An 18,032-nucleotide genomic window follows, 5' to 3' on the forward strand; every position below is an offset into this window, starting at 1 on the left:
CGATGGCGATCACCAACCGCGACCGGGTCGGCAAGGCGCTCGAGCTGCTCACGGCGGGCCTCGTCCCGTTCGTCGAGCGGGAGCTGAAGGCGCAGCACGCCCAGCAGTGGCTGGAGCAGGTCCGCGAGGCGGTGGGGCCGACCCAGGAGAAGCTCTTCCGGAGCGAGGCCGAGGCCCGGTGGGACGCGGCGGCGCTGCTCGCGGTGATGTGGAACCAGTGGAACGTGGTCTTCCGGAAGACCCTCGGCCAGGCGGAGCGGACGCTGGTGTCCGAGCTGCGCGACATGCGCAACAAGTGGGCCCATCAGCAGCCCTTCTCGAGCGACGACACGGACCGGGCGCTCGACTCCGTGGCGCGGCTGCTCACCGCCGTCTCGGCGCCGCAGGCGGACGAGGTCGGGCGGATGAAGATGGAGCTCAGGCGCCTCATGTTCGACGAGCAGGTGCGCACGGAGAAGCGGAAGGCGGGGGGCTCCCTGATCGAGGTGGCCGGGACGACGGTCCTCAAGCCCTGGCGAGAGGTGGTGAACCCGCACCCGGACGTGGCCAGCGGCCGTTACCAGCAGGCGGAGTTCGCCGCGGATCTCTGGCAGGTGCATCTGGGCGAGGGGACGGACGAGTACCGGAAGCCCGTCGAGTTCTTCCGGCGCACCTACCTGACGGAGAGCCTCAAGCGCCTGCTGGTGGGGGGCGTCCAGCGGCTGTCGGGCCAGGGGGGCGACTCGGTCGTCCAGCTCCAGACGAACTTCGGCGGCGGCAAGACGCACTCGATGCTGGCGCTCTACCACCTGTTCTCCGGCGTGGCGCCGGGGGAGCTGGCAGGCGTGGACACGGTCCTGGCCGGGGCCGGGGTCAAGACCTTGCCCCGTGCGAAGCGCGTCGTGCTGGTGGGGAACAAGATCTCCCCCGGGAACCCCCTCACCAAGCCCGACGGCACCGTGGTGCGGACGTTCTGGGGCGAGCTGGCCTGGCAGCTCGGCGGCAAGAAGGCCTTCGCCCGGGTCCAGGCCGACGACGAGCGGGCCACGAGCCCGGGGGACGCGCTCCGGGAGCTGTTCAGGGAGCATGGCCCCTGCCTGGTGCTGGTGGACGAGTGGGTGGCCTATGCGCGGCAGCTCCACGACCAGAGCGACCTGCCGGCGGGGAGCTTCGAGACCCAGTTCACCTTCGCCCAGGCGCTGACCGAGGCGGCGCGGGCGGTGAGCCACTGCCTGCTCGTGATCTCGCTGCCGGCCTCCGACACGCCGGGCTCGCCGCACGCCCAGGCGGACGACCTGGAGGTGGGCGGCCTCCGCGGCCGGGAGGCGCTCGACCGGCTGCGCAACGTGGTGGGGCGCCTGGAGGCGTCCTGGCGGCCGGCGACGGCCGAGGAGGGCTTCGAGATCGTGCGCCGGCGGCTGTTCGAGCCGCTGCCGGGGCCGGAGGCCTTCACGCAGCGGGATGTGACCGCGCGCGCGTTCGCCGACCTCTATCGCGCCCAGGGCGCCGAGTTCCCGCCAGAGTGCCGGGATGCCGACTACGAGAAGCGCCTGCAGGCCGCCTACCCGATCCATCCGGAGATCTTCGACCGGCTCTACACGGACTGGTCCACCCTGGTGAAGTTCCAGCGCACCCGGGGAGTCCTCCGGCTGATGGCGGCGGTCATCCACAGCCTCTGGGAGCGGGGGGACCGGAACCCGCTGATCCTGCCATCGACCATCCCGATCGACGACCCGCGCATCCAGTTCGAGCTGACGCGGTATCTCTCGGACAACTGGCCCCCGATCATCGAGAGGGACGTGGACGGCCCGGGCGCGCTGCCGCTCAAGATTGACGCCGAGCAGCCGAACCTGGGTAGGCTCTCGGCCACGCGGCGCGTGGCGCGGACCATCTACCTGGGTTCGGCGCCCATGACGGGGGCCGCCAACCGCGGGCTCGAGGACCGGCGGGTGAAGCTCGGCTGCGTGATGCCGGGGGAGCCGCCGGCCGTGTTCGGCGATGCGCTGCGGCGGCTGGCGGCGGCCGCGACCTACCTCTACCAGGACGGCCCGCGCGTCTGGTACGCGACCCAGCCGACCGTGACGAAGCTGGCCGAGGACCGCGCCGAACAGCTCAAGCGGGACCCGGACAGGGTGGCCCAGGAGCTGGAGCGCCGGCTACGCGCCGACCTCAGGAGGCAAGGCGACTTCGGGCGGATCCACCCGCTGCCGCGCTCGAGCGCCGAGGTGCCGGACGATCTCGACGCCCGACTCGTCGTGCTGAGCGCCGAGCAGCCGTACAGCAAGGAGCCCGGCAATGCCGCGGCGGCGGCGGCCACGGGCATCCTGGAGACCAGGGGCAACGCCCCCCGTCTCTACCGGAACACGCTCGTGTTCTTGGCCGCGGACAGGGTGCGGCTGCAAGACCTGGACGAGGCCGTGAGGAAGTACCTCGCCTGGGAGTCTATCGTGGCCGAGAAGGAGACACTGAACCTCGATCCTCACCAGGCCCGCCAGGCCGAGACGCAGAAGCAGGCGGCCGACGGGGCCGTGACCGCCCGGCTGCCGGAGACCTACCAGTGGCTCCTGGTGCCGACCCAGGCGACGCCGCAGGCGGCTGTCGAGTGGCAGGCGATGCGCCTGACGGGGGGCGACGCGCTGGCCGCGCGAGGGAGCAAGAAGCTGAAGAACGACGAGCTCCTGGTGACGGCGCTGGCCGGGACGCGCCTCCGGATGGAGCTCGACCGGGTGCCGCTGTGGCGCGGGGATCACGTCGCCATCAAGCAGCTCGCCGAGGATTTTGCCCGGTACGTGTACCTACCACGGCTCAGGGACACGGGGGTGTTGCTGGGCGCTGTCCGGGACGGCCTCGGCTTGCTCCTGTGGCAGCAGGACGCCTTCGCCTACGCGGATGGCTTCGACGAGGCCGCCGGCCGGTACCGGGGACTGCGGGCTGGGTCCGGCCAGGGGCTTGCCGGCTCCGACGCGGCCGGGCTCCTTGTGCGGCCCGAGGTCGCTCAGCGGCAGCTCGAGGCCGAGGCCGGGGCGGCGGCCGGTGGGGGGGAAGCCGCGCCCGGGAAGCCATCCGGGGGCGCCGGGGGCGCGCGCCCCGGCAAGGGGGGCGAGGCTACGTCGGGCGGGGGCTCAGCGCCGGCCGCGCCCCCGAAGCCTCCCCGGCCCAAGCGCTTTCACGGGACCGTGACCCTCAATCCCATCCGTGCAGGTCTCGACGCGAGCCGGGTGGCCGACGAGGTGATCGCGCATCTCACCGGGCTTCCGGGCGCCGTGGTGAAGGTCACGATCGAGATCGAGGCGGACATCGCCGGGGGCGTCCCGGAGAACGTGGAGCGCACGGTCACGGAGAACGCGCGGACGCTCAAGTTCACGAACCAGGGGTTCGAGGCGGAGTAGGCGAGGACGTCTGCGGCTCCTGACGCCACTCGTGCGCGGTTCCCGCCGCGAGTTGTCACTCGGCGACACCGGCAGAGGCGGGGGGGCGCTAACGGGCTGAGTGGGAGACATGCCAATCGCTTGGTGGTTCCAGTTCTGTGGGCTCGTCGCCGGCTTCCTGGGGGCACTGCTCCTGGTGGTTGCTCAACAACCTGGGGAGCGTGGGGCGGGCTTCGAGCGGAAAGATGGGAGGGTGGCAGAGTTTGTAGTTCTCCGATGCCCCCGTACCTGGTGGACCGGCCTGGTTCTGTTGTGTGTTGGCTTCGCCACGCAGCTCCTTGCGCTCTTCCGGTAGTCGGGTCGGGCGATCCCCTGAGCCATCTACGGGGGGGAGTCCGTGTATCAGACGGCCGCACGAGAAGGGGGAACCGCATCACGTTCCGACGAGTTCAGATGACGCCTGTGGCTGGGCCCTCGCGTACCAACTCCAGGGACGTCACCAAAGCCGGCGGCGGACATTTCACGCCGACGCCATTCCCTGAGGCCCAGGAACAATGAAGGGGAAGCGTCTAGACCTGAGCTTCGACGGGTACCTCAAGGCGCAAGAGAACAACTTGGCCCAGATCAGACGCCTGCCCGTCTTTCGCGAGCTGGTCCTCCCCGACAAGGAGCTCTACGAGAAGGCGGTGGGGCTTGTCCCTCCGGCTGCGCCGCCCAGCTTCGGACGGGTCCTTCTTCTCGGTCACAAGGGCCTGCTCTCTGCGGCTGCCCTCATAGCGCGCGGACTGCCCGACGACGCTGCCGGCGTCACCCGGCGAGTCATCGAGGCGGTCCGGACTGGCCGTGCGATCAAGCATGACCGAGCCAACCTTGATCGGTGGCTCGCCTTCGAGAAGCGCATGGCCCGCTGGGCAGCACGCGCGCGGAACGCCAGACCGAAGGGGCCGGTCCGTCCCGCGCTCACGTTCCCGCAGCCCCACCCCGTCCTCGACGAGCTCGCCAAGCACCTGGGGATGCTCTCCGACGCCTGGATCCATTTCACTCCGGAGTTTCTGGACCAGCAGAGCTGGCGGGAGGACCAGAAGGGCGCAATGGTGACGATGCGCCTCAACTACTTCACCGAGAGCCAGGCGGTCATCGAACGCGAGCTACTCAGCCTCGGTACGATTCACCTCCTCTGCCTGGGCGTCCTCGACGAGTGTTTCGATTCGGCCTTTTCGGCGGATGAGGGCTGGAAGCAGGCTCGCCTCGACGTCCACCGGCGGGGCAGCGAGTTCGCTCAGTTACAGCAGGAGCGCGCAACAGCGAGCCATCAAGATCAACCGTGATCGCCGCAGGACTCCCGCCCGCGGAGGCTCGTGGTTTGGCGGATCATGATCACGGGTGACAGGGTGGCCATGGGTGCGATGGCAGGAAGTTCACAGCCCTCGTAACTCGGTCTCCTGCGCGAACCCGATTCCTGCTACGATCCCCCGCGAGTCCCCGCCGCGAGATCGTCAACCAATTGCAGGGGGGGGGGAGCAGGGCCCAGAGGACGCAGCACCCGTCCGGCGGGCGGACTCACGAAGTAGTGGCCAGCGGTCGGATCGAGCATCGATCCGGACCCGGTGCCCGGAGGTTCGAGCACCCAGAGCCCAGATTCCACGGCACGCGCCGTGGCTCTGGGCTCTTGTGTTCTACCCCGGGGAGATCGGGGATGGCGGCGGAGGCGACGCGAAAGCTGTTGTGCCCATGCGGCAAGCAGCTCGGGACGTTCAAGCAGGACGGCTTGTGGCTGGCCTGCCGGTTCTCGCCACACAAGATCATGGTGCCGTACACGCTGTCCGACTTCGGGCAGGCCATCGTTCTCGTGGAGGCCCTGCGCGAGCAGGGCCGCGAGGAAAGGAGGGAGCGCCCTGTCTGAAAGATTGGACATTGACCCGCCTCGCGGCGCGGCAGTAGAACGGTCGCGCAGCGAGGATCGGGGCAGAGGGGCCAGAGGCCCGGGGTCGCCATCGCAGTCGAAGTAGTGCCCAGCGCCCAGCCCCACGGGGTAGCCCTCGTGCGGCTGGGCGCGGCCATGTCTGCTGCCGGATACATCGGTGGCGATGGGGTGGGCGCGCATGGCGGGACCGGAGCTGCCCTCCTTTCACGGGATCATCGGCCGGAGCGCGGCGATGCTGGCGCTGGGCCGGGACATCGAGACGTTCGCGCCGCACGATGTACCCATTCTGATACAGGGGGAGTCGGGGACCGGGAAGGAACTGGTGGCCCGGGCCATCTGCCGCGTGAGTCGGCGGCGCGAGCGCCCGTTCAAGGTGGTCAACTGCGGCGCCCTCGCGCGCGAGCTGCTCCTGAGCCAGCTGTTTGGCCACGAGCGGGGCGCCTTCACGGGCGCGGTGACGCAGAGGCGGGGGACCCTGGCACTTGCCCACGGCGGCACGGTGTTCCTGGACGAGGTCGGGGAACTGCTGCCGGAGGCGCAGGTGGCGCTGCTCCGGTTTCTCCAGGAGGGGACGATCGAGCCGCTGGGTTCCTCCCAGCCGGTGGAAGTCGACGTTCGGATCATCGCCGCGACTCATCGGGACCTCGAGGGCATGGTCGCGGCGGGGAGCTTCCGCGAGGACCTCTACTACCGCCTCCGGTGGGTGGTCTTCAAGGTCCCGCCGCTCCGGGAGCGCCGCGAGGACATCCCCCTGCTGGCCGAGCACTTACGGGTCGCGTTCAACGCGCAGTTCGGGCTCACGGTCGCCGGGTTCAGCCCGATGACAGTGGCGCTCCTTGACGACCATCCCTGGCCAGGCAACGTGCGCGACCTCGAGGCTGTGGTGGCCCGGGCCGCGATCTCCCGGGCGAGCGGCGTGATCGAGCCTGAGGATCTCGCGATGCCCGGGCGCCCGGCCCCTGGGGCGAAGGCGCCAGGCAGGCGCCCGGGGCGCGCGCCCGACGGAGCGGAGTCCTTGACCTGGCCCGCACAGGAGGCCCTGCGGATGGCCGCTGCCCGCGGCGAAGTGCGGCGCGCCGATGTGATGCAGCGCTGTGGGGTCTCGCGGGAGCTGGCGCGGCGCACCCTCGTTGACCTCGTCCGGCAGGGCCTCCTTCGGCGTATTGGCGTCGGCCGTGGGCGCGGGATCCACTACGTCCGGCTGCGGGCTCGGGCCGCTCGCAGTCAGTGATGGCCGCGCGCGCGTCTTCTGGTGGGAAACGCAACGGGTGGCCGAGAAAGCGCACGAAAACGCAATGGCCTTGAAGGGACGCGAGGTGCGCCTGTGTCGGTGACCGCGCTCTGGCGTGCAACGGCGCGCCCTTGGAGCGTACCCGCCTCGCTCCCGGCCGCCGGCACGGGCCTTGCCGGTCCCCGTTGGCATGCGCGCGATTCGAGGGCAGGCCCGCGGTCAGCAGCACGAGGAGGATCGAGGTGATGACCGGGCCAGGCCGGCCGCGCGGCGTCTCCTCAGCCCGGACGATGCGGCCACCTACCTCGGGCTCGGGAGCCGCTGGGCTGTGCGGCGGCTGGTCGTGGGAGGCCAGATCCCCGTGGTGCGGTTTGCGGGGAAGTGGCGCTTCGACGTCCGGGACCTCGACGCGTTCATCGCGGCCCACAGGAGCCCGCCTGGCAGCGATCTGCCTGAGGCGATTCGGACGCCGCCGCCGCGCGGGCCCCGTCCCGGATCGACACCGCGTGCCCGTCTCGCGCCGTTCCCCTCTCGCGGGCGACAGTTTGGTGACAGATCGGTGACACCCCGTGCGCAAGTGCTTGATCCAGCGGGGCTGGAGGAGGGGGCAACGGATAATCAATCCGGTGCGCCGGCCCGGATTGATTCTCGTTTACAGGCTTCGGAGGCGGTGGTAGACAGGCCTCGCAGCATTGCTTCAGGAGGCGTCGCGGATGACCCGTAGAGCGAGAAAAGGGTCGGGGCATCTCTACCGCCGGAGCCGCGTCTGGTGGATCAAGTGGACCGACGCCACCGGCAAGGCCCACTTCCGTTCCTCCGGGACCGCGGATCGCGCCGTCGCGGCCACGATGCTCCGCGAGCAGGTCGCCCACAGGGACCGAGGCATGCCCGTCCTGCCCGACCCTCGCCGCCTCTTCATCGAGACGCTGCTCGACAACCTCATGACGGAGTACCGCGCCAATGGCCGGCGCAGCATCGACCGCGTGGACCTCTCCCGGCGGCACCTGCTCCATTACTTCCGTGGGCACTCCGCGGCGAGCGTCACGGGCGCCGACATTCCTCGGTACGCGGACCGTCGACTGAACGAGAAGGCTTCGCCGGCGACCATCAACCGCGAGCTCGCGGCCTTGCGCCGCGCCTTCAGCCTGGCCGTGCGCCAGGGGTTGCTCCTCGTGGCCCCGTCGATTCCGGCGCTGCGCGAGGACAACGTGCGCACCGGGTTCTTCGAGCCCGAGCAGTTCGCCGCCGTCTGCGGCCGCCTGGGCGAGGTGGAGGCCGACATCGCCCGGTTCTGCTACCACACCGGCTGGCGGAGCAGGTCCGAGGTCTATCCGCTGACCTGGGCCCAGGTGGACTGGGCTGGCGGGTTGATCCGTCTCGAGCCGGGGACCACGAAGAACCGCGACGGGCGCTCGTTCCCGATCACGCCGGCCCTGCGCACTGTGCTCGAGCGGCGGCTGGACTTCACGCGGCGGTGCGAGCGCTCGCAGGGCCGGATCATCCCGTGGGTTTTCCACCGGAAGGGCCAGCCGGTCAAGACGATGGCGAAGTCGTGGCAGACGGCATGCACGAACGCGGGCGTGCCCGGCCGCTTCCTCCATGACCTCCGGCGCACCGCGGTCCGGAACCTGGAGCGCGCCGGGGTCTCGCGGTCCGTCGCCATGAAGATGACCGGGCACAAGACCGAGTCGGTGTACCGCCGCTACGCGATCGTGAGCGAGAGCGATCTCCGCGAGGCCGGGGCGAAGCTCGCGGCGCTAGGCCCACACGTGGGCCAGATGAGGTCGTAACATTCAGCCTCGCCCCCCCCCTCCTGTTAGGTGCCCGCGTTCGTGTCGGCGGGCGCGCGGGCGGCACGAGTTCGCGCTGAACCTCTGCCGCGGTGCTCGCTCAGCCGGTGCTCCTGCCTATAGACCTCTTCCCCGGTCTCAGGGTCCGTGATCCGCTTCGAGTACCAGTCGTTCGCCCAATCGATCAGCCAGTCGATCCGCAGCCATCTGCCCGTCTTACGCTCGAAGTGGTCCCCGACCCTGCGCTCGGAACTGACCTTCGGCTTGCCCGCCTCGCGGATCCTGATGCGCACGTGCTCCTTGAGGTTCACGGTGTCTGCTCCCTGTAGCTCCAAATTCATGGTTGGCTCCAGTGCCCCTGTCACCAGGATAAGTTACAATTTGGGCCAGATAAGTTACAGTTTCGTTCCCCGTCGGCCGGTGGTGGTACACTCACTTTGCTGATTTGGCAGGCAGTTAGCCTCACGGAAGCGTTTGCGGCGCCGGTGCACGCCCCGGACTTCAAATCCGGTGTCCGGCTCTAGACAAGTCGGAGGTGGGTTCGACTCCCACACGCTTCCGCCACATCGACTCCGAGGGGAGCACGCGCATGGCAAAGGGGGCAAAGGACACGAAGCGCCTCGACGATCGGCCCCGTCAGGTCTCGAGCGCCGGGCGGCGGCAGCGGCGCTGGATCATCGGCATCGCGGCAGCCGTGATCGTGGCGGCGGGCGTGGGGTACTTCGGCTACGAGGCGGGGGCCAATCGCCCGGGCGTGGAGATGCCGGATCAAGGCAATCTCCACATCCAGACAGGGAGCGAGCCCCACGTGCCCTACAACTCCGATCCGCCGACCTCGGGCCCGCACCTGCCCTACCTCGCGCCGTGGGGCGTCCACACCGAGCCCGTCGCGAAGGAGCTCCAGGTGCACAACCTCGAGGATGGCGGCGTCATGGTCCAGTACAGCTGCCCGCAGGGGTGCCCGGAGCTGGTGGAGAAGCTCAGCGCCGTCGTCTCGCAGTACCCCGACAAGGTGATTCTCGCGCCCTACCCGGGCCTGAAGACCCGCATCGCGCTGACGGCGTGGAGGCGGATCGACGCCTTCGAGGACTTCGACGCGGCGCGCATCCACCGTTTCATCAAGGCGTATCGCGGGATTGATCACCACCGGGGGTAGAATGGCGCCATGTGGGGGCCCGCTCGTCCCTCGCCTCTGGCGGCCCTGGCCCTGGCCGCGCTCGGCGTGATCGCCCTCGGGGCGTGCGCGCGTCCCTTCATCTCGCCCATCCTGCCCCCGCCCTATCGCGACGAGGTGGAGGCCCCGTACGACGCGACGTGGAAGGCGCTGATCCGCGCGCTGGCCGTGGACAACGTGCCGCTGCGCACCGTGGCCAAGGACTCGGGCGTCATCTCCTCCGACGACATCGTCTCCCCCATCGGGGTCTTCGCCGACTGCGGCCGGCTGGGGGCGGTGGCGCTGGAGGGCGAGGCCCTCGTGACCTTCACGGTGTTCGTGCAGTCCAACGGCAGGAGCGCCACCGATGTCCAGGTCAACGCCAAGATGCGCACTCAGGCCCACCGCCGCGGCGACTCGGGCAGGCTCCGCTCCGAGCCGGTCTACCAGTGCGCCTCCACGGGGCGCTGGGAAGCGAACCTGGTGGACGTGGTCCGGCGGCTGGTGAAGGAGTAGCCGCCGTGCCGCCCCGGCTGCCCGAGCTGATCCGGCGCGCGCGTCGCCTGGCGCTGCAGCGGGATCGCCTGGTCCACGAGCTGGCACGCGAGTGGACGACGGCGCTCAAGGGGCAGGGCTTCTCGCCGAGGGACCTGGACGAGCTCTGGGCGGGACTCACCGAGGAGGCCGTCCGGCGCCTGCAGCGGACGCCGGCGGGGAACGTCGGGGTGGAGGCGCTCCGCCGGGAGGCGAACGAGGTGATCGCCCGGGTGAAGGAGCGCGTGGAGACTGGCCTTGCCGCGGGAGGATGAGGGGAAGAGCGGCCCCCGCCTCAGGGAGGCGCTCCGGAGACTCCCGTCGGTGGACGCCATCCTCGGGGCGCTCGGGTCGGAGCACGCCATCCGCGGTATCCCGCGCCGGCGCGTGACGGAGGCGGTGCGTGAGGCGCTGGCCCGGGAGCGGCGGCGGCTGCTCGGGGCGGGGGAGGCCCCGGGGGAGACCGCCGACGCGCTCGAGATCGGCCGTCGCGTGGTCGCCGAGCTCACGCGGGCAGGCGCCTTCTCGCTCGCCCCGCTGATCAACGCCACGGGCGTCGTGCTCCACACCAACCTGGGGCGCGCGCTCCTGTCGCCGCTGGCCCAGGAGCGGCTCCTGGGCGTGGCCGCCGCCTACTCCAATCTCGAGATGGACATCGCCACGAAGGAGCGCGGCTCGCGCTATGCCCACGTGGCGGGGCTGCTGCGCCGGCTCACGGGCGCGGAGGCCTCGCTCGTCGTCAACAACAACGCCGCGGCGGTGCTCCTCGCGCTGGAGAGCCTGGCGCGCGGCAAGGAGGTGATCGTCTCCCGTGGCGAGCTCATCGAGATCGGCGGCGAGTTCCGCATCCCCGACATCATGCGCCGCTCCGGGGCCGTGCTGCGGGAGGTGGGCACGACGAACCGCACCCACCTCAAGGACTATGTCAATGCAATGGGCCCGGAGACGGGCCTCATCCTGAAGGTGCACACCTCCAACTACCGGGTGGTGGGCTTCACCGCCGCCGTGTCGTCGCGGGAGCTGGTGGAGCTGGGCCGCGCCCGCGGCATCCCCGTCATGGAGGACCTGGGCTCGGGGTGCCTGGTTGACCTGAGGCCCCACGGGTTCCCCTGGGAGCCCACGGTGCCCGAGGTGGTCGCCTCCGGCGTGGACCTGGTCTCCTTCTCCGGGGACAAGCTCCTCGGCGGGCCCCAGGCGGGGATCCTGGTTGGGCGCGCCGATCTCATCGACCGGCTCGCCCAGAACCCGGTGAACCGCGCGCTCCGCATCGACAAGTTCACGATCGCGGCGCTGGAGGCGACGCTCTACGCCTACGAGGCGGGCACGGCGCTGGCGACGATCCCCACCCTTCGCATGCTGACCGAGCCCTTGGCCGCGATCCGCCGGCGGGCCCGGGGGCTCCTCCGCCGCCTCCCCGCCGAGGTGCAGCGGGCCCTCGGCGCCGAGGTCGTCGAGGCGCGTTCCCAGGTGGGCGGGGGGGCCCTGCCGACGGTGGAGCTGCCGACGGCGGCGCTGGCGCTGGGCACGGCCGCCCGCCCGGCCCGAGCGCTCGACGAGGCCCTTCGCGCGGCGCGGCCGCCCGTGCTCGGGCGGCTGCTGGACGACCGGCTGCTGCTGGACTGCCGCACCGTCCTGCCGGCGGACATCCCCGCGCTGGCCCGTGCCGTTTCCTCCTTGTAGATGAAGCACGTCGTCGTCGGGACCGCGGGGCACATCGACCACGGCAAGACCTCGCTCGTCAAGGCGCTGACGGGCACGGACACCGACCGCCTCCCCGAGGAGAAGGCCCGCGGCATCACCATCGACCTGGGCTTCGCCTTCCTCGAGGAGCCCGACGGGCTCACCATCGAGATCGTGGACGTCCCCGGCCACGAGCGCTTCGTCAAGAACATGCTCGCCGGGGTGGGTGGCATCGACCTCGCGCTGCTGGTCATCGCCGCCGACGAGGGCGTGATGCCCCAGACCCGCGAGCACCTGGCCATCTGCTCCCTCCTGCACATCAAGACCGGGCTCGTGGCGCTCACGAAGACCGACATGGCGGAGCCCGACTGGGTCGAGCTGGTGCGCGACGACGTGGCCCGGCTCCTCGAGGGCACCTTCCTCCGGGGCTGCCCCATCGTGCCGGTGTCGTCCAAGACGGGCGAGGGCCTCGCCGCGCTGCGTGCGGCCCTCGTGGCGCTGGCGCGGGAGGTCCCGCCGAAAGGCACCGACCAGACGGCGCGGCTGCCCATCGACCGCGTCTTCACCGTCCGGGGGTTCGGCACGGTGGTGACGGGCACGCTCACGGCCGGCCGTCTCGCGGTGGACGAGCGCGTCGAGGTGTACCCGCGGGGGCTCTCGTCCCGGGTGCGTGGGCTCCAGGTGCATGGGCATGCCGTCGAGCGGGCGGAGGCGGGACAGCGCACGGCCGTGAACCTGCAGGGCGTGGAGCGCGCCGCCATCGAGCGCGGGGATGTGCTGGCGCCGCCCGGAGCGCTCCTGCCGGCGCTCCTCCTGGACGCGACGCTCGAGCTCCTGGAGGACGCGCCGCGCCCGCTCAGGACGCGCGATCGCGTCCGCTTCCACGTGGGGACCCAGGAGGTGATGGCGCGCGTGCTCCTCGTGGGGCAGCCCGACCTCGCGCAGGGGCGCACCGCCTACGGCCGCTTCCGGCTCGAGAAGCCGGTCGTCGCCCTGCCAGGAGACCGCTACGTGATCCGCAGCTACTCGCCCATCGTGACGATCGGCGGCGGCACGCTGCTCGACGTGGCGCCGCCCCGCTTCAAGCGGAAGGCCCCCGCGCTGCTGGCCCACCTCGAGCTGCTGGAGACGGGGACGCCCGCCCAGGTGATCGAGGAGCATCTCAAGCAGGCCGGCGCCGCGGGGCTCCATCTCGCCGACCTGCGCGCCCGGACGCCCTTCGGTCCCGACCGCCTGCGGGCGAGCCTCGCCGAGCTCCAGGGGTCCGGCGCCCTCCTGGCGGTGGACCGTGAGTGGTACATCCAGCGGGACGCCGGCGACCGGCTGCGCTCGGAGACGCTCGGCCTCCTCGAGGCCTTCCACCGGGAGAACCCGCTGCGCGGGGGCATCTCGCGGGAGGAGCTGCGGAGCCGGGCGGGGAATGCGCAGGAGCGGGTGTTCGCCCAGCTCCTCACGGCGCTGGAGGGGGAAGGGGTGGTGCGCAGCGAGCGCGATCAGGTGCGGCTGGCCTCGCACGCGATCCGGCTCAGCTCCGAGCAGCAGCGGGTCGTGGAAGGCGTCGAGGCCGAGTTCCGCCGCGCCGGTCCCGCGCCCCCGAGCCCCGAGGAGGCGCTCGGACGCTCCGGCGTCAAGGGGACGGAGAAGCACGAGCTCTTCCAGCTCCTCGTGGCGGATGGGCGGCTCGTACGCGTCAAGGAGTCGCTCTACTTCCACGCCGCGGCGCTCCAGGAGATCCAGGCAAAGCTCGTGGCGCACCTCAGGGCGCACCGGGAAATCGGACCAGCCGACATGAAGGACCTCCTGGGCGTGAGCCGGAAGTACGCCATCCCGCTCATGGAGTACTTCGACGCGCAGCGGGTGACGGTGCGCCAGGGCGAGCGCCGCGTCCTCCGCGGCGGGTAGCGCGCGGGGCCCCCCGGCGCCCCGTCTCGTTGACAACCCCCTGCGCCCAGCGTAGGGTAAGGGCGCCTCGGCAAGAGGAAAAAAAGGAGTCCTGCCATGTTCGGTCTGGGGTATCAAGAGCTGCTGATCATACTCGTGATTGTCCTCATCCTCTTCGGGGCGCAGCGGCTGCCGGATCTGGCGCGCTCCCTGGGGTCGAGCGTGAAGGAGTTCAAGAAGGGCGTCGCCGAGATCAAGGACGACGGCAGCTCGGCGGCCAAGAAGGACGACGAGAAGAAGGCCTGACCCCCCCCCAGCCTCGCGCCGCCGCTCGTGCCCGCCGACCGCTACGTCGTCGGAATTGACCTCGGCGGGAGCAAACTGCGTGGCGGGCTCCTCTCGGAAACCGGTCAGCTCGCCGGCCGCATCGAGACACAGACGGAGGCCTGGAAGGGCCCGGCCGGCGTTCTCGCCAACCTCAAGCGCGTCATCGCCCAGCTGCTGGATTCCACCGACCGCTCCCGCGTGACGGGCATCGGCATCGCCGCCGCGGGCATGATCCACCCCAAGACCCACGCCGTCGTCTACGCGCCCAACCTCGAGTGGCGGGAGGTGCCGGTGCGCGACGAGATCGAGTCCGCCTTCGGCCTGCCGACCTACGTGGAGAACGACGTGCGCGCCGCCGCCTGGGGGGAATACCGCTTCGGCGCGGGCCGTGGCGTGCAGAGCCTGATCGCGGTCTTCGTCGGCACCGGCGTGGGCTCGGGCGCCGTGATGGATGGTCTCCTCCTGCGCGGGTTCACCAACGCCGCGGGGGAGATCGGCCACACGCAGGTCGTGATGGATGGCCTGCCCTGCCCCTGCGGCCAGCGGGGCTGCGTGGAGGCCTACGCCTCGGGCTCGGGCTTCGCGCGGCGACTCCAGTCGGCACTGGCGGGCGGGACGGCGACGTCCCTGGCCGAGGAGACCGGGCGCGATCCGTCCCGGCTCACCGCGGCGCTGGTGGCGCGGGCCGCCGCGGCGGGCGATCCCTTCGCGAGCGAGCTCTGGCAGGACGCCGAGCACTACCTCGGCATGGCGCTCGCCAACTACGTCACGCTGCTGAACCCGGAGCTGCTCGTCCTCGGCGGGGGCGTCATGACCGCGGTGCCCGCGCTGGCCGAGTCCCTCGCCCGGCAGGTGCGGGCCCGGACGACCGTCATGTCTCGGGACCTGCGTGTGGTGCGGGCGGGACTCGGCGACTCGGCGGGGATCTTCGGAGCCGCCGACCGCGTCTGGGTGCAGGGGTGATCCGCCGCCTGCGGGCGGCGCTTGCGCGGCGCCTCGACGCTTCCTGGACTGCCACGGCCGGGGCCTGGGGCCGGCACGGCGACCTGGGGCTGGCGCTCGGGCTGGCGCTGGCCACCCTCCTCTCGCGCTGGCCGTACCGCGCGCGGATGCTCTACAACTGGGACGCGGTCCAGTTCGCGCTGGCGCTCCGGGAGTTCGACATCGCCAAGCACCAGCCCCACCCGCCGGGCTATCTCCTCTACGTCGGGCTGGGCCGGCTCGCCAACGCCACGCTCGGGGATGCCACCCAGGCCTATGTGGCGCTCGCCATGCTCTTCAGCGCGGCGACGACGTTCACGGTCTACTGGCTCGCCCGGACGCTGTACGATCGCTTCACGGCCACGGCCGCGGCCGCCCTGCTGGCGGGCAGCCCGCTCTTCTGGTTCTACGGCTCCGTGGGCCTCACCTACGCGGGCGAGGCTTTCGGCGCCTCCCTCGTGGCGCTCCTCGCCTACCGCGCCCTCTCCGGTCGCCCGCTGTGCCTCTATGCCGGGGCGCTCGTGCTGGGCCTGGTGGGTGGGATGCGCCAGTCGGTGCTCGTGCTCCTCTTCCCGCTCTGGGCCGGCTGTGCGCTCGTCGGCGTCCGCTCGGCGCGCCGGCTCCTCGCGGCCGGGGCCGTCCTGACCGGGACCGTGCTGGCGTGGCTGCTCCCGCTGGTGTGGCTCTCCGGCGGGTGGCGCGCCTACCTCGCCGCCTCCGCCCAGCTCTACGGCTCGGTGGTGCTCGCCACCTCCGTCCTGGGCGGCGACCTGGACACCACGCTCAGACAGACGCGCCACGTCCTGGAGTCGGTGGCGGTGGCCCTGGGGCCCCTGGGCCTCGCCGTCCTCGCGCTGCCCTACTACGCGCGCCGCTGCGGCTGGCACGCGCGGGAGTGGTTCCTCCTGGCGTGGGTGGCGCCTCCGGCCGCCTTCTACACGCTGGTGCACTTCGGCCAGGCCGGCTACGTGCTCACCTTCCTGCCCGCGCTCGTGGTGCTCTTGAGCCGCGTGCTGGACGAGTGCGTCGCGGCCTGGTCGGAGCGCCTCAGGCGGCCTCAGTGGCGCCTGGCCCTGGCGCTGCTGGCGCTGGCCCCGCTCCTGCTCATCAACACGGGCTTCTTCGTCAGCGCCCGGCCCGTCCCGCGTGCCTTCGAGCACCGCACCGGGGAGGCCTGGATGTGGCGCGCCCGCGACGAGGCCCACGACTGGATCATGAGCCGCACGGCGGCGGCGCTGCGCGAGCACGAGGCGGTGATCCGGACCTACGTGGAGACGATCCGCGCCGTCTATGACCCCTCGGACACCGCGCTCCTGACGGAGCTGGGGAACCCGCGCTCCTACCCGTGGCTGCGACACGCGATGTTCTATATGCCGGAGTACGAGATCTACCAGGTCTCCCTGGGCGGGGAGCCTCTCGGCTTCTACGCGCCGCAGTCCTCGGCGACCATGATCCTCTCGCCCGGCACGACCATCGCCGTCCCCCGCCGGATCAAGCAGCTCGTCTGGTTCGTGGATCACTGGGATCCTTCGCGGCCCCGGCCGAGGGGGCTCGTGGAGATCTCGCTGCCCTATGGGCGCTTCCTGTACGTGCTCCCCCTGGGCCGGAAGCCCGTGGAGCACGCCGGCTACACGTTCATCCCCGGCCGCAAGTGATCCGCCGCTGGCTCTGGATGGCGCTGGCGCTGGCCCTTGCCCTCGGCGTCTTCCTCCTGAGAGAGCGTCAGCTCGCCGGGGGAAGCGGCTTTCCCCTGGACGATTCCTGGATTCACCTCCACTTCGCGCGGAACCTGGCCGAGGGGCACGGCTTCGTCTACAACCCCGGCGTCCAGGTGCCGGGCTCCACCGCGCCCCTCTGGACGCTCCTGCTGGGCGGCGCCTTCGCGCTGACCGGCAGCGTGCCCCTCCTCGCGAAGTTCCTGGGCGTGGCGGCGATGTTCCTCACCGCGCTCCTGACCTGTGCGCTGGTGCGGCGCTGGACCGGGCGCGACGGGCTGGGGCTCCTGGCGGGGGTGCTGGCCGGCCTCACCGGCCCGCTGGCATGGGGTGCCTTGTCCGGGATGGAGGTCTCCCTGGCGGCGCTGCTCGTCACGGGGGGACTTCTCGCTCACTCGGCGGGCCGGGACGGCGCCGCAGTGGCTCTCCTGGCCCTGGCCGTCCTGGCTCGTCCCGAGTCGGCGCTCGTGCTGCCACTGGTGTGGGGGGCGGGCGGGTTCTCGGCCCGGCGGAACCTGGTCTTCGGGGTGACGGCGGGGCTCATGCTCGCGCCCTGGGTTGCCTTCAACCTGGTGACCACGGGTATGCCGTTGCCCGCCACGGCCTCCGCGAAGATCGAGGGGGGGCTCATCGGCTTTCTCGCAGGCGTTCGGGAGCCCCTGGCGACGGCGCTCCTGGGGCGGCCCTGGCGCTTCCTCGCCGAGTGGGTCCGCTGGCTCGTGTCGGTGAATGTCCTGCTCCCGCTGTTCTTGCTTCCCGGGCTCTGGGTCCTCTGGCGGCGCCACGGGCGCACGGCGGCGCTCCCTGCCCTCGTCCTCCTGCTTCACCCCGTCGGCATGGCGCTCCTGGCCCCGTACCGCGGGCCGGCGTTCCAGGAAGGCCGCTACTCGATCCACCTCCTGCCGCTGGCCGTCGGCGTCGCCGTGTCCGGGGTCACGCTCCTGCGCGGCCGGTTCCTCGCTCCGGCGCGCGCCGCCGTGGCGATCCTGCTGGTCGGCGCCTCGCTCTGGGCGCTCTGGCCGGCGGCCTCGCGCTACGGCTGGGCCGTCCAGAACATCAATGCCATGCAGGTGGAGATCGGCCGCTGGGTCGCCGACCACACCCCGCGCGGGGCACGCCTCGGGCTCAACGACGTGGGCGCCATCGCCTTCATCTCCCGGCGCGAGGTCGTCGATGTCATGGGACTCGTGACGCCCGCCATCATCCCCTACCGCCGGGAGGGCGAGAGCGGGGTGCTGCGCTACCTGGCGCGCGCCTGTCCCGACTACCTCGTCATCTTCCCCGCCTGGTTCCCGCGGATCTCCGCCATGACGGCGGACTTCGCTCCGCTCCACCGGGTGAGGCTCGAGCACAACACGGTGGCCGGAGCCGACGAGATGGTGGTCTACGGGACGCCCTGGAACCGCTGGGACGCGGCTCCCCGCCCGTGCGGGAGGCTGGCGGGCGAGCCGGCATGAGGGTATGATCGG

16 protein-coding genes and 1 tRNA gene are annotated in these 18,032 nt (G+C 71.5%); 16 read left to right on the forward strand and 1 reads right to left on the reverse strand.

The window, feature by feature from the left end:
- Positions 1-2 precede the first annotated feature (2 nt).
- The 6 genes from HYV93_00585 (at position 3) to HYV93_00610 (ending at position 8,292) form a co-directional block, all read left to right on the forward strand.
- The gene (locus HYV93_00585; GenBank protein MBI2524457.1) at positions 3-3,368 is read left to right on the forward strand and encodes an ATP-binding protein; all 3,366 of its coding nucleotides are present in this window, start codon (positions 3-5) and stop codon (positions 3,366-3,368) included.
- Between the two features lie 533 nt (positions 3,369-3,901).
- Complete coding sequence (locus HYV93_00590; GenBank protein MBI2524458.1) at positions 3,902-4,675, forward strand: hypothetical protein; 774 nt, start codon at positions 3,902-3,904, stop codon at positions 4,673-4,675.
- A gap of 368 nt (positions 4,676-5,043) precedes the next feature.
- Positions 5,044-5,250: a hypothetical protein gene (locus tag HYV93_00595; protein MBI2524459.1), complete on the forward strand. Its 207-nt coding sequence runs from the start codon at positions 5,044-5,046 to the stop codon at positions 5,248-5,250.
- Between the two features lie 184 nt (positions 5,251-5,434).
- Complete coding sequence (locus tag HYV93_00600; protein MBI2524460.1) at positions 5,435-6,502, forward strand: sigma-54-dependent Fis family transcriptional regulator; 1,068 nt, start codon at positions 5,435-5,437, stop codon at positions 6,500-6,502.
- 190 nt (positions 6,503-6,692) lie between these two features.
- Positions 6,693-7,226, forward strand: a complete 534-nt coding sequence (locus tag HYV93_00605) for a helix-turn-helix domain-containing protein (GenBank protein MBI2524461.1) — start codon at positions 6,693-6,695, stop codon at positions 7,224-7,226.
- On the forward strand, positions 7,216-8,292 hold the full coding sequence (locus HYV93_00610) for a tyrosine-type recombinase/integrase (GenBank protein ID MBI2524462.1): 1,077 nt from the start codon (positions 7,216-7,218) through the stop codon (positions 8,290-8,292). The genes HYV93_00605 and HYV93_00610 overlap by 11 nt, the downstream gene beginning before the upstream one ends.
- Positions 8,293-8,318: 26 nt before the next feature.
- On the opposite strand, the gene HYV93_00615 is transcribed toward HYV93_00610, so the two are convergent.
- On the reverse strand, positions 8,319-8,603 hold the full coding sequence (locus tag HYV93_00615) for a hypothetical protein (protein ID MBI2524463.1): 285 nt from the start codon (positions 8,601-8,603) through the stop codon (positions 8,319-8,321).
- A 155-nt stretch (positions 8,604-8,758) separates the two neighbouring features.
- Here HYV93_00615 and HYV93_00620 point away from each other — a divergent pair.
- From HYV93_00620 to HYV93_00665, 10 genes are all read left to right on the forward strand, one after another.
- Positions 8,759-8,856, forward strand: a tRNA-Sec gene (locus HYV93_00620).
- A 25-nt stretch (positions 8,857-8,881) separates the two neighbouring features.
- On the forward strand, positions 8,882-9,448 hold the full coding sequence (locus tag HYV93_00625; GenBank protein MBI2524464.1) for a DUF3105 domain-containing protein: 567 nt from the start codon (positions 8,882-8,884) through the stop codon (positions 9,446-9,448).
- Between the two features lie 9 nt (positions 9,449-9,457).
- Complete coding sequence (locus HYV93_00630; protein ID MBI2524465.1) at positions 9,458-9,961, forward strand: hypothetical protein; 504 nt, start codon at positions 9,458-9,460, stop codon at positions 9,959-9,961.
- 5 nt (positions 9,962-9,966) lie between these two features.
- Complete coding sequence (locus HYV93_00635) at positions 9,967-10,254, forward strand: hypothetical protein (GenBank protein ID MBI2524466.1); 288 nt, start codon at positions 9,967-9,969, stop codon at positions 10,252-10,254.
- Positions 10,238-11,659 carry an L-seryl-tRNA(Sec) selenium transferase gene (locus HYV93_00640; protein ID MBI2524467.1) on the forward strand — a complete coding sequence of 474 codons (1,422 nt, stop codon included), beginning with the start codon at positions 10,238-10,240 and terminating at the stop codon, positions 11,657-11,659. Before HYV93_00635 ends, HYV93_00640 begins: the two co-directional genes overlap by 17 nt.
- A complete protein-coding gene (gene selB / locus HYV93_00645) occupies positions 11,660-13,561 on the forward strand; it encodes a selenocysteine-specific translation elongation factor (protein MBI2524468.1) in 1,902 nt (633 codons plus the stop codon).
- Between the two features lie 96 nt (positions 13,562-13,657).
- Positions 13,658-13,846 carry a twin-arginine translocase TatA/TatE family subunit gene (gene tatA, locus HYV93_00650; protein ID MBI2524469.1) on the forward strand — a complete coding sequence of 63 codons (189 nt, stop codon included), beginning with the start codon at positions 13,658-13,660 and terminating at the stop codon, positions 13,844-13,846.
- A gap of 27 nt (positions 13,847-13,873) precedes the next feature.
- Positions 13,874-14,830: an ROK family protein gene (locus HYV93_00655; protein MBI2524470.1), complete on the forward strand. Its 957-nt coding sequence runs from the start codon at positions 13,874-13,876 to the stop codon at positions 14,828-14,830.
- On the forward strand, positions 14,827-16,503 hold the full coding sequence (locus HYV93_00660) for a DUF2723 domain-containing protein (GenBank protein MBI2524471.1): 1,677 nt from the start codon (positions 14,827-14,829) through the stop codon (positions 16,501-16,503). Before HYV93_00655 ends, HYV93_00660 begins: the two co-directional genes overlap by 4 nt.
- Positions 16,500-18,020: a hypothetical protein gene (locus HYV93_00665; protein MBI2524472.1), complete on the forward strand. Its 1,521-nt coding sequence runs from the start codon at positions 16,500-16,502 to the stop codon at positions 18,018-18,020. The genes HYV93_00660 and HYV93_00665 overlap by 4 nt, the downstream gene beginning before the upstream one ends.
- Positions 18,021-18,032 lie beyond the last annotated feature (12 nt).

The organism is Candidatus Rokuibacteriota bacterium (genome assembly GCA_016188005.1).
Classification (GTDB): Bacteria; Methylomirabilota; Methylomirabilia; order Rokubacteriales; family CSP1-6; genus UBA12499.

Bases quoted from the DNA above. Each gene is read 5' to 3' on its own strand.
- HYV93_00585 (MBI2524457.1), top strand. From the start codon at position 3: ATGGCGATCACCAACCGCGACCGGGTCGGCAAGGCGCTCGAGCTGCTC.
- HYV93_00590 (MBI2524458.1), top strand. From the start codon at position 3,902: ATGAAGGGGAAGCGTCTAGACCTGAGCTTCGACGGGTACCTCAAGGCG.
- HYV93_00595 (MBI2524459.1), top strand. From the start codon at position 5,044: ATGGCGGCGGAGGCGACGCGAAAGCTGTTGTGCCCATGCGGCAAGCAG.
- HYV93_00600 (MBI2524460.1), top strand. From the start codon at position 5,435: ATGGGGTGGGCGCGCATGGCGGGACCGGAGCTGCCCTCCTTTCACGGG.
- HYV93_00605 (MBI2524461.1), top strand. From the start codon at position 6,693: ATGCGCGCGATTCGAGGGCAGGCCCGCGGTCAGCAGCACGAGGAGGAT.
- HYV93_00610 (MBI2524462.1), top strand. From the start codon at position 7,216: ATGACCCGTAGAGCGAGAAAAGGGTCGGGGCATCTCTACCGCCGGAGC.
- HYV93_00625 (MBI2524464.1), top strand. From the start codon at position 8,882: ATGGCAAAGGGGGCAAAGGACACGAAGCGCCTCGACGATCGGCCCCGT.
- HYV93_00630 (MBI2524465.1), top strand. From the start codon at position 9,458: ATGTGGGGGCCCGCTCGTCCCTCGCCTCTGGCGGCCCTGGCCCTGGCC.
- selB (MBI2524468.1), top strand. From the start codon at position 11,660: ATGAAGCACGTCGTCGTCGGGACCGCGGGGCACATCGACCACGGCAAG.
- tatA (MBI2524469.1), top strand. From the start codon at position 13,658: ATGTTCGGTCTGGGGTATCAAGAGCTGCTGATCATACTCGTGATTGTC.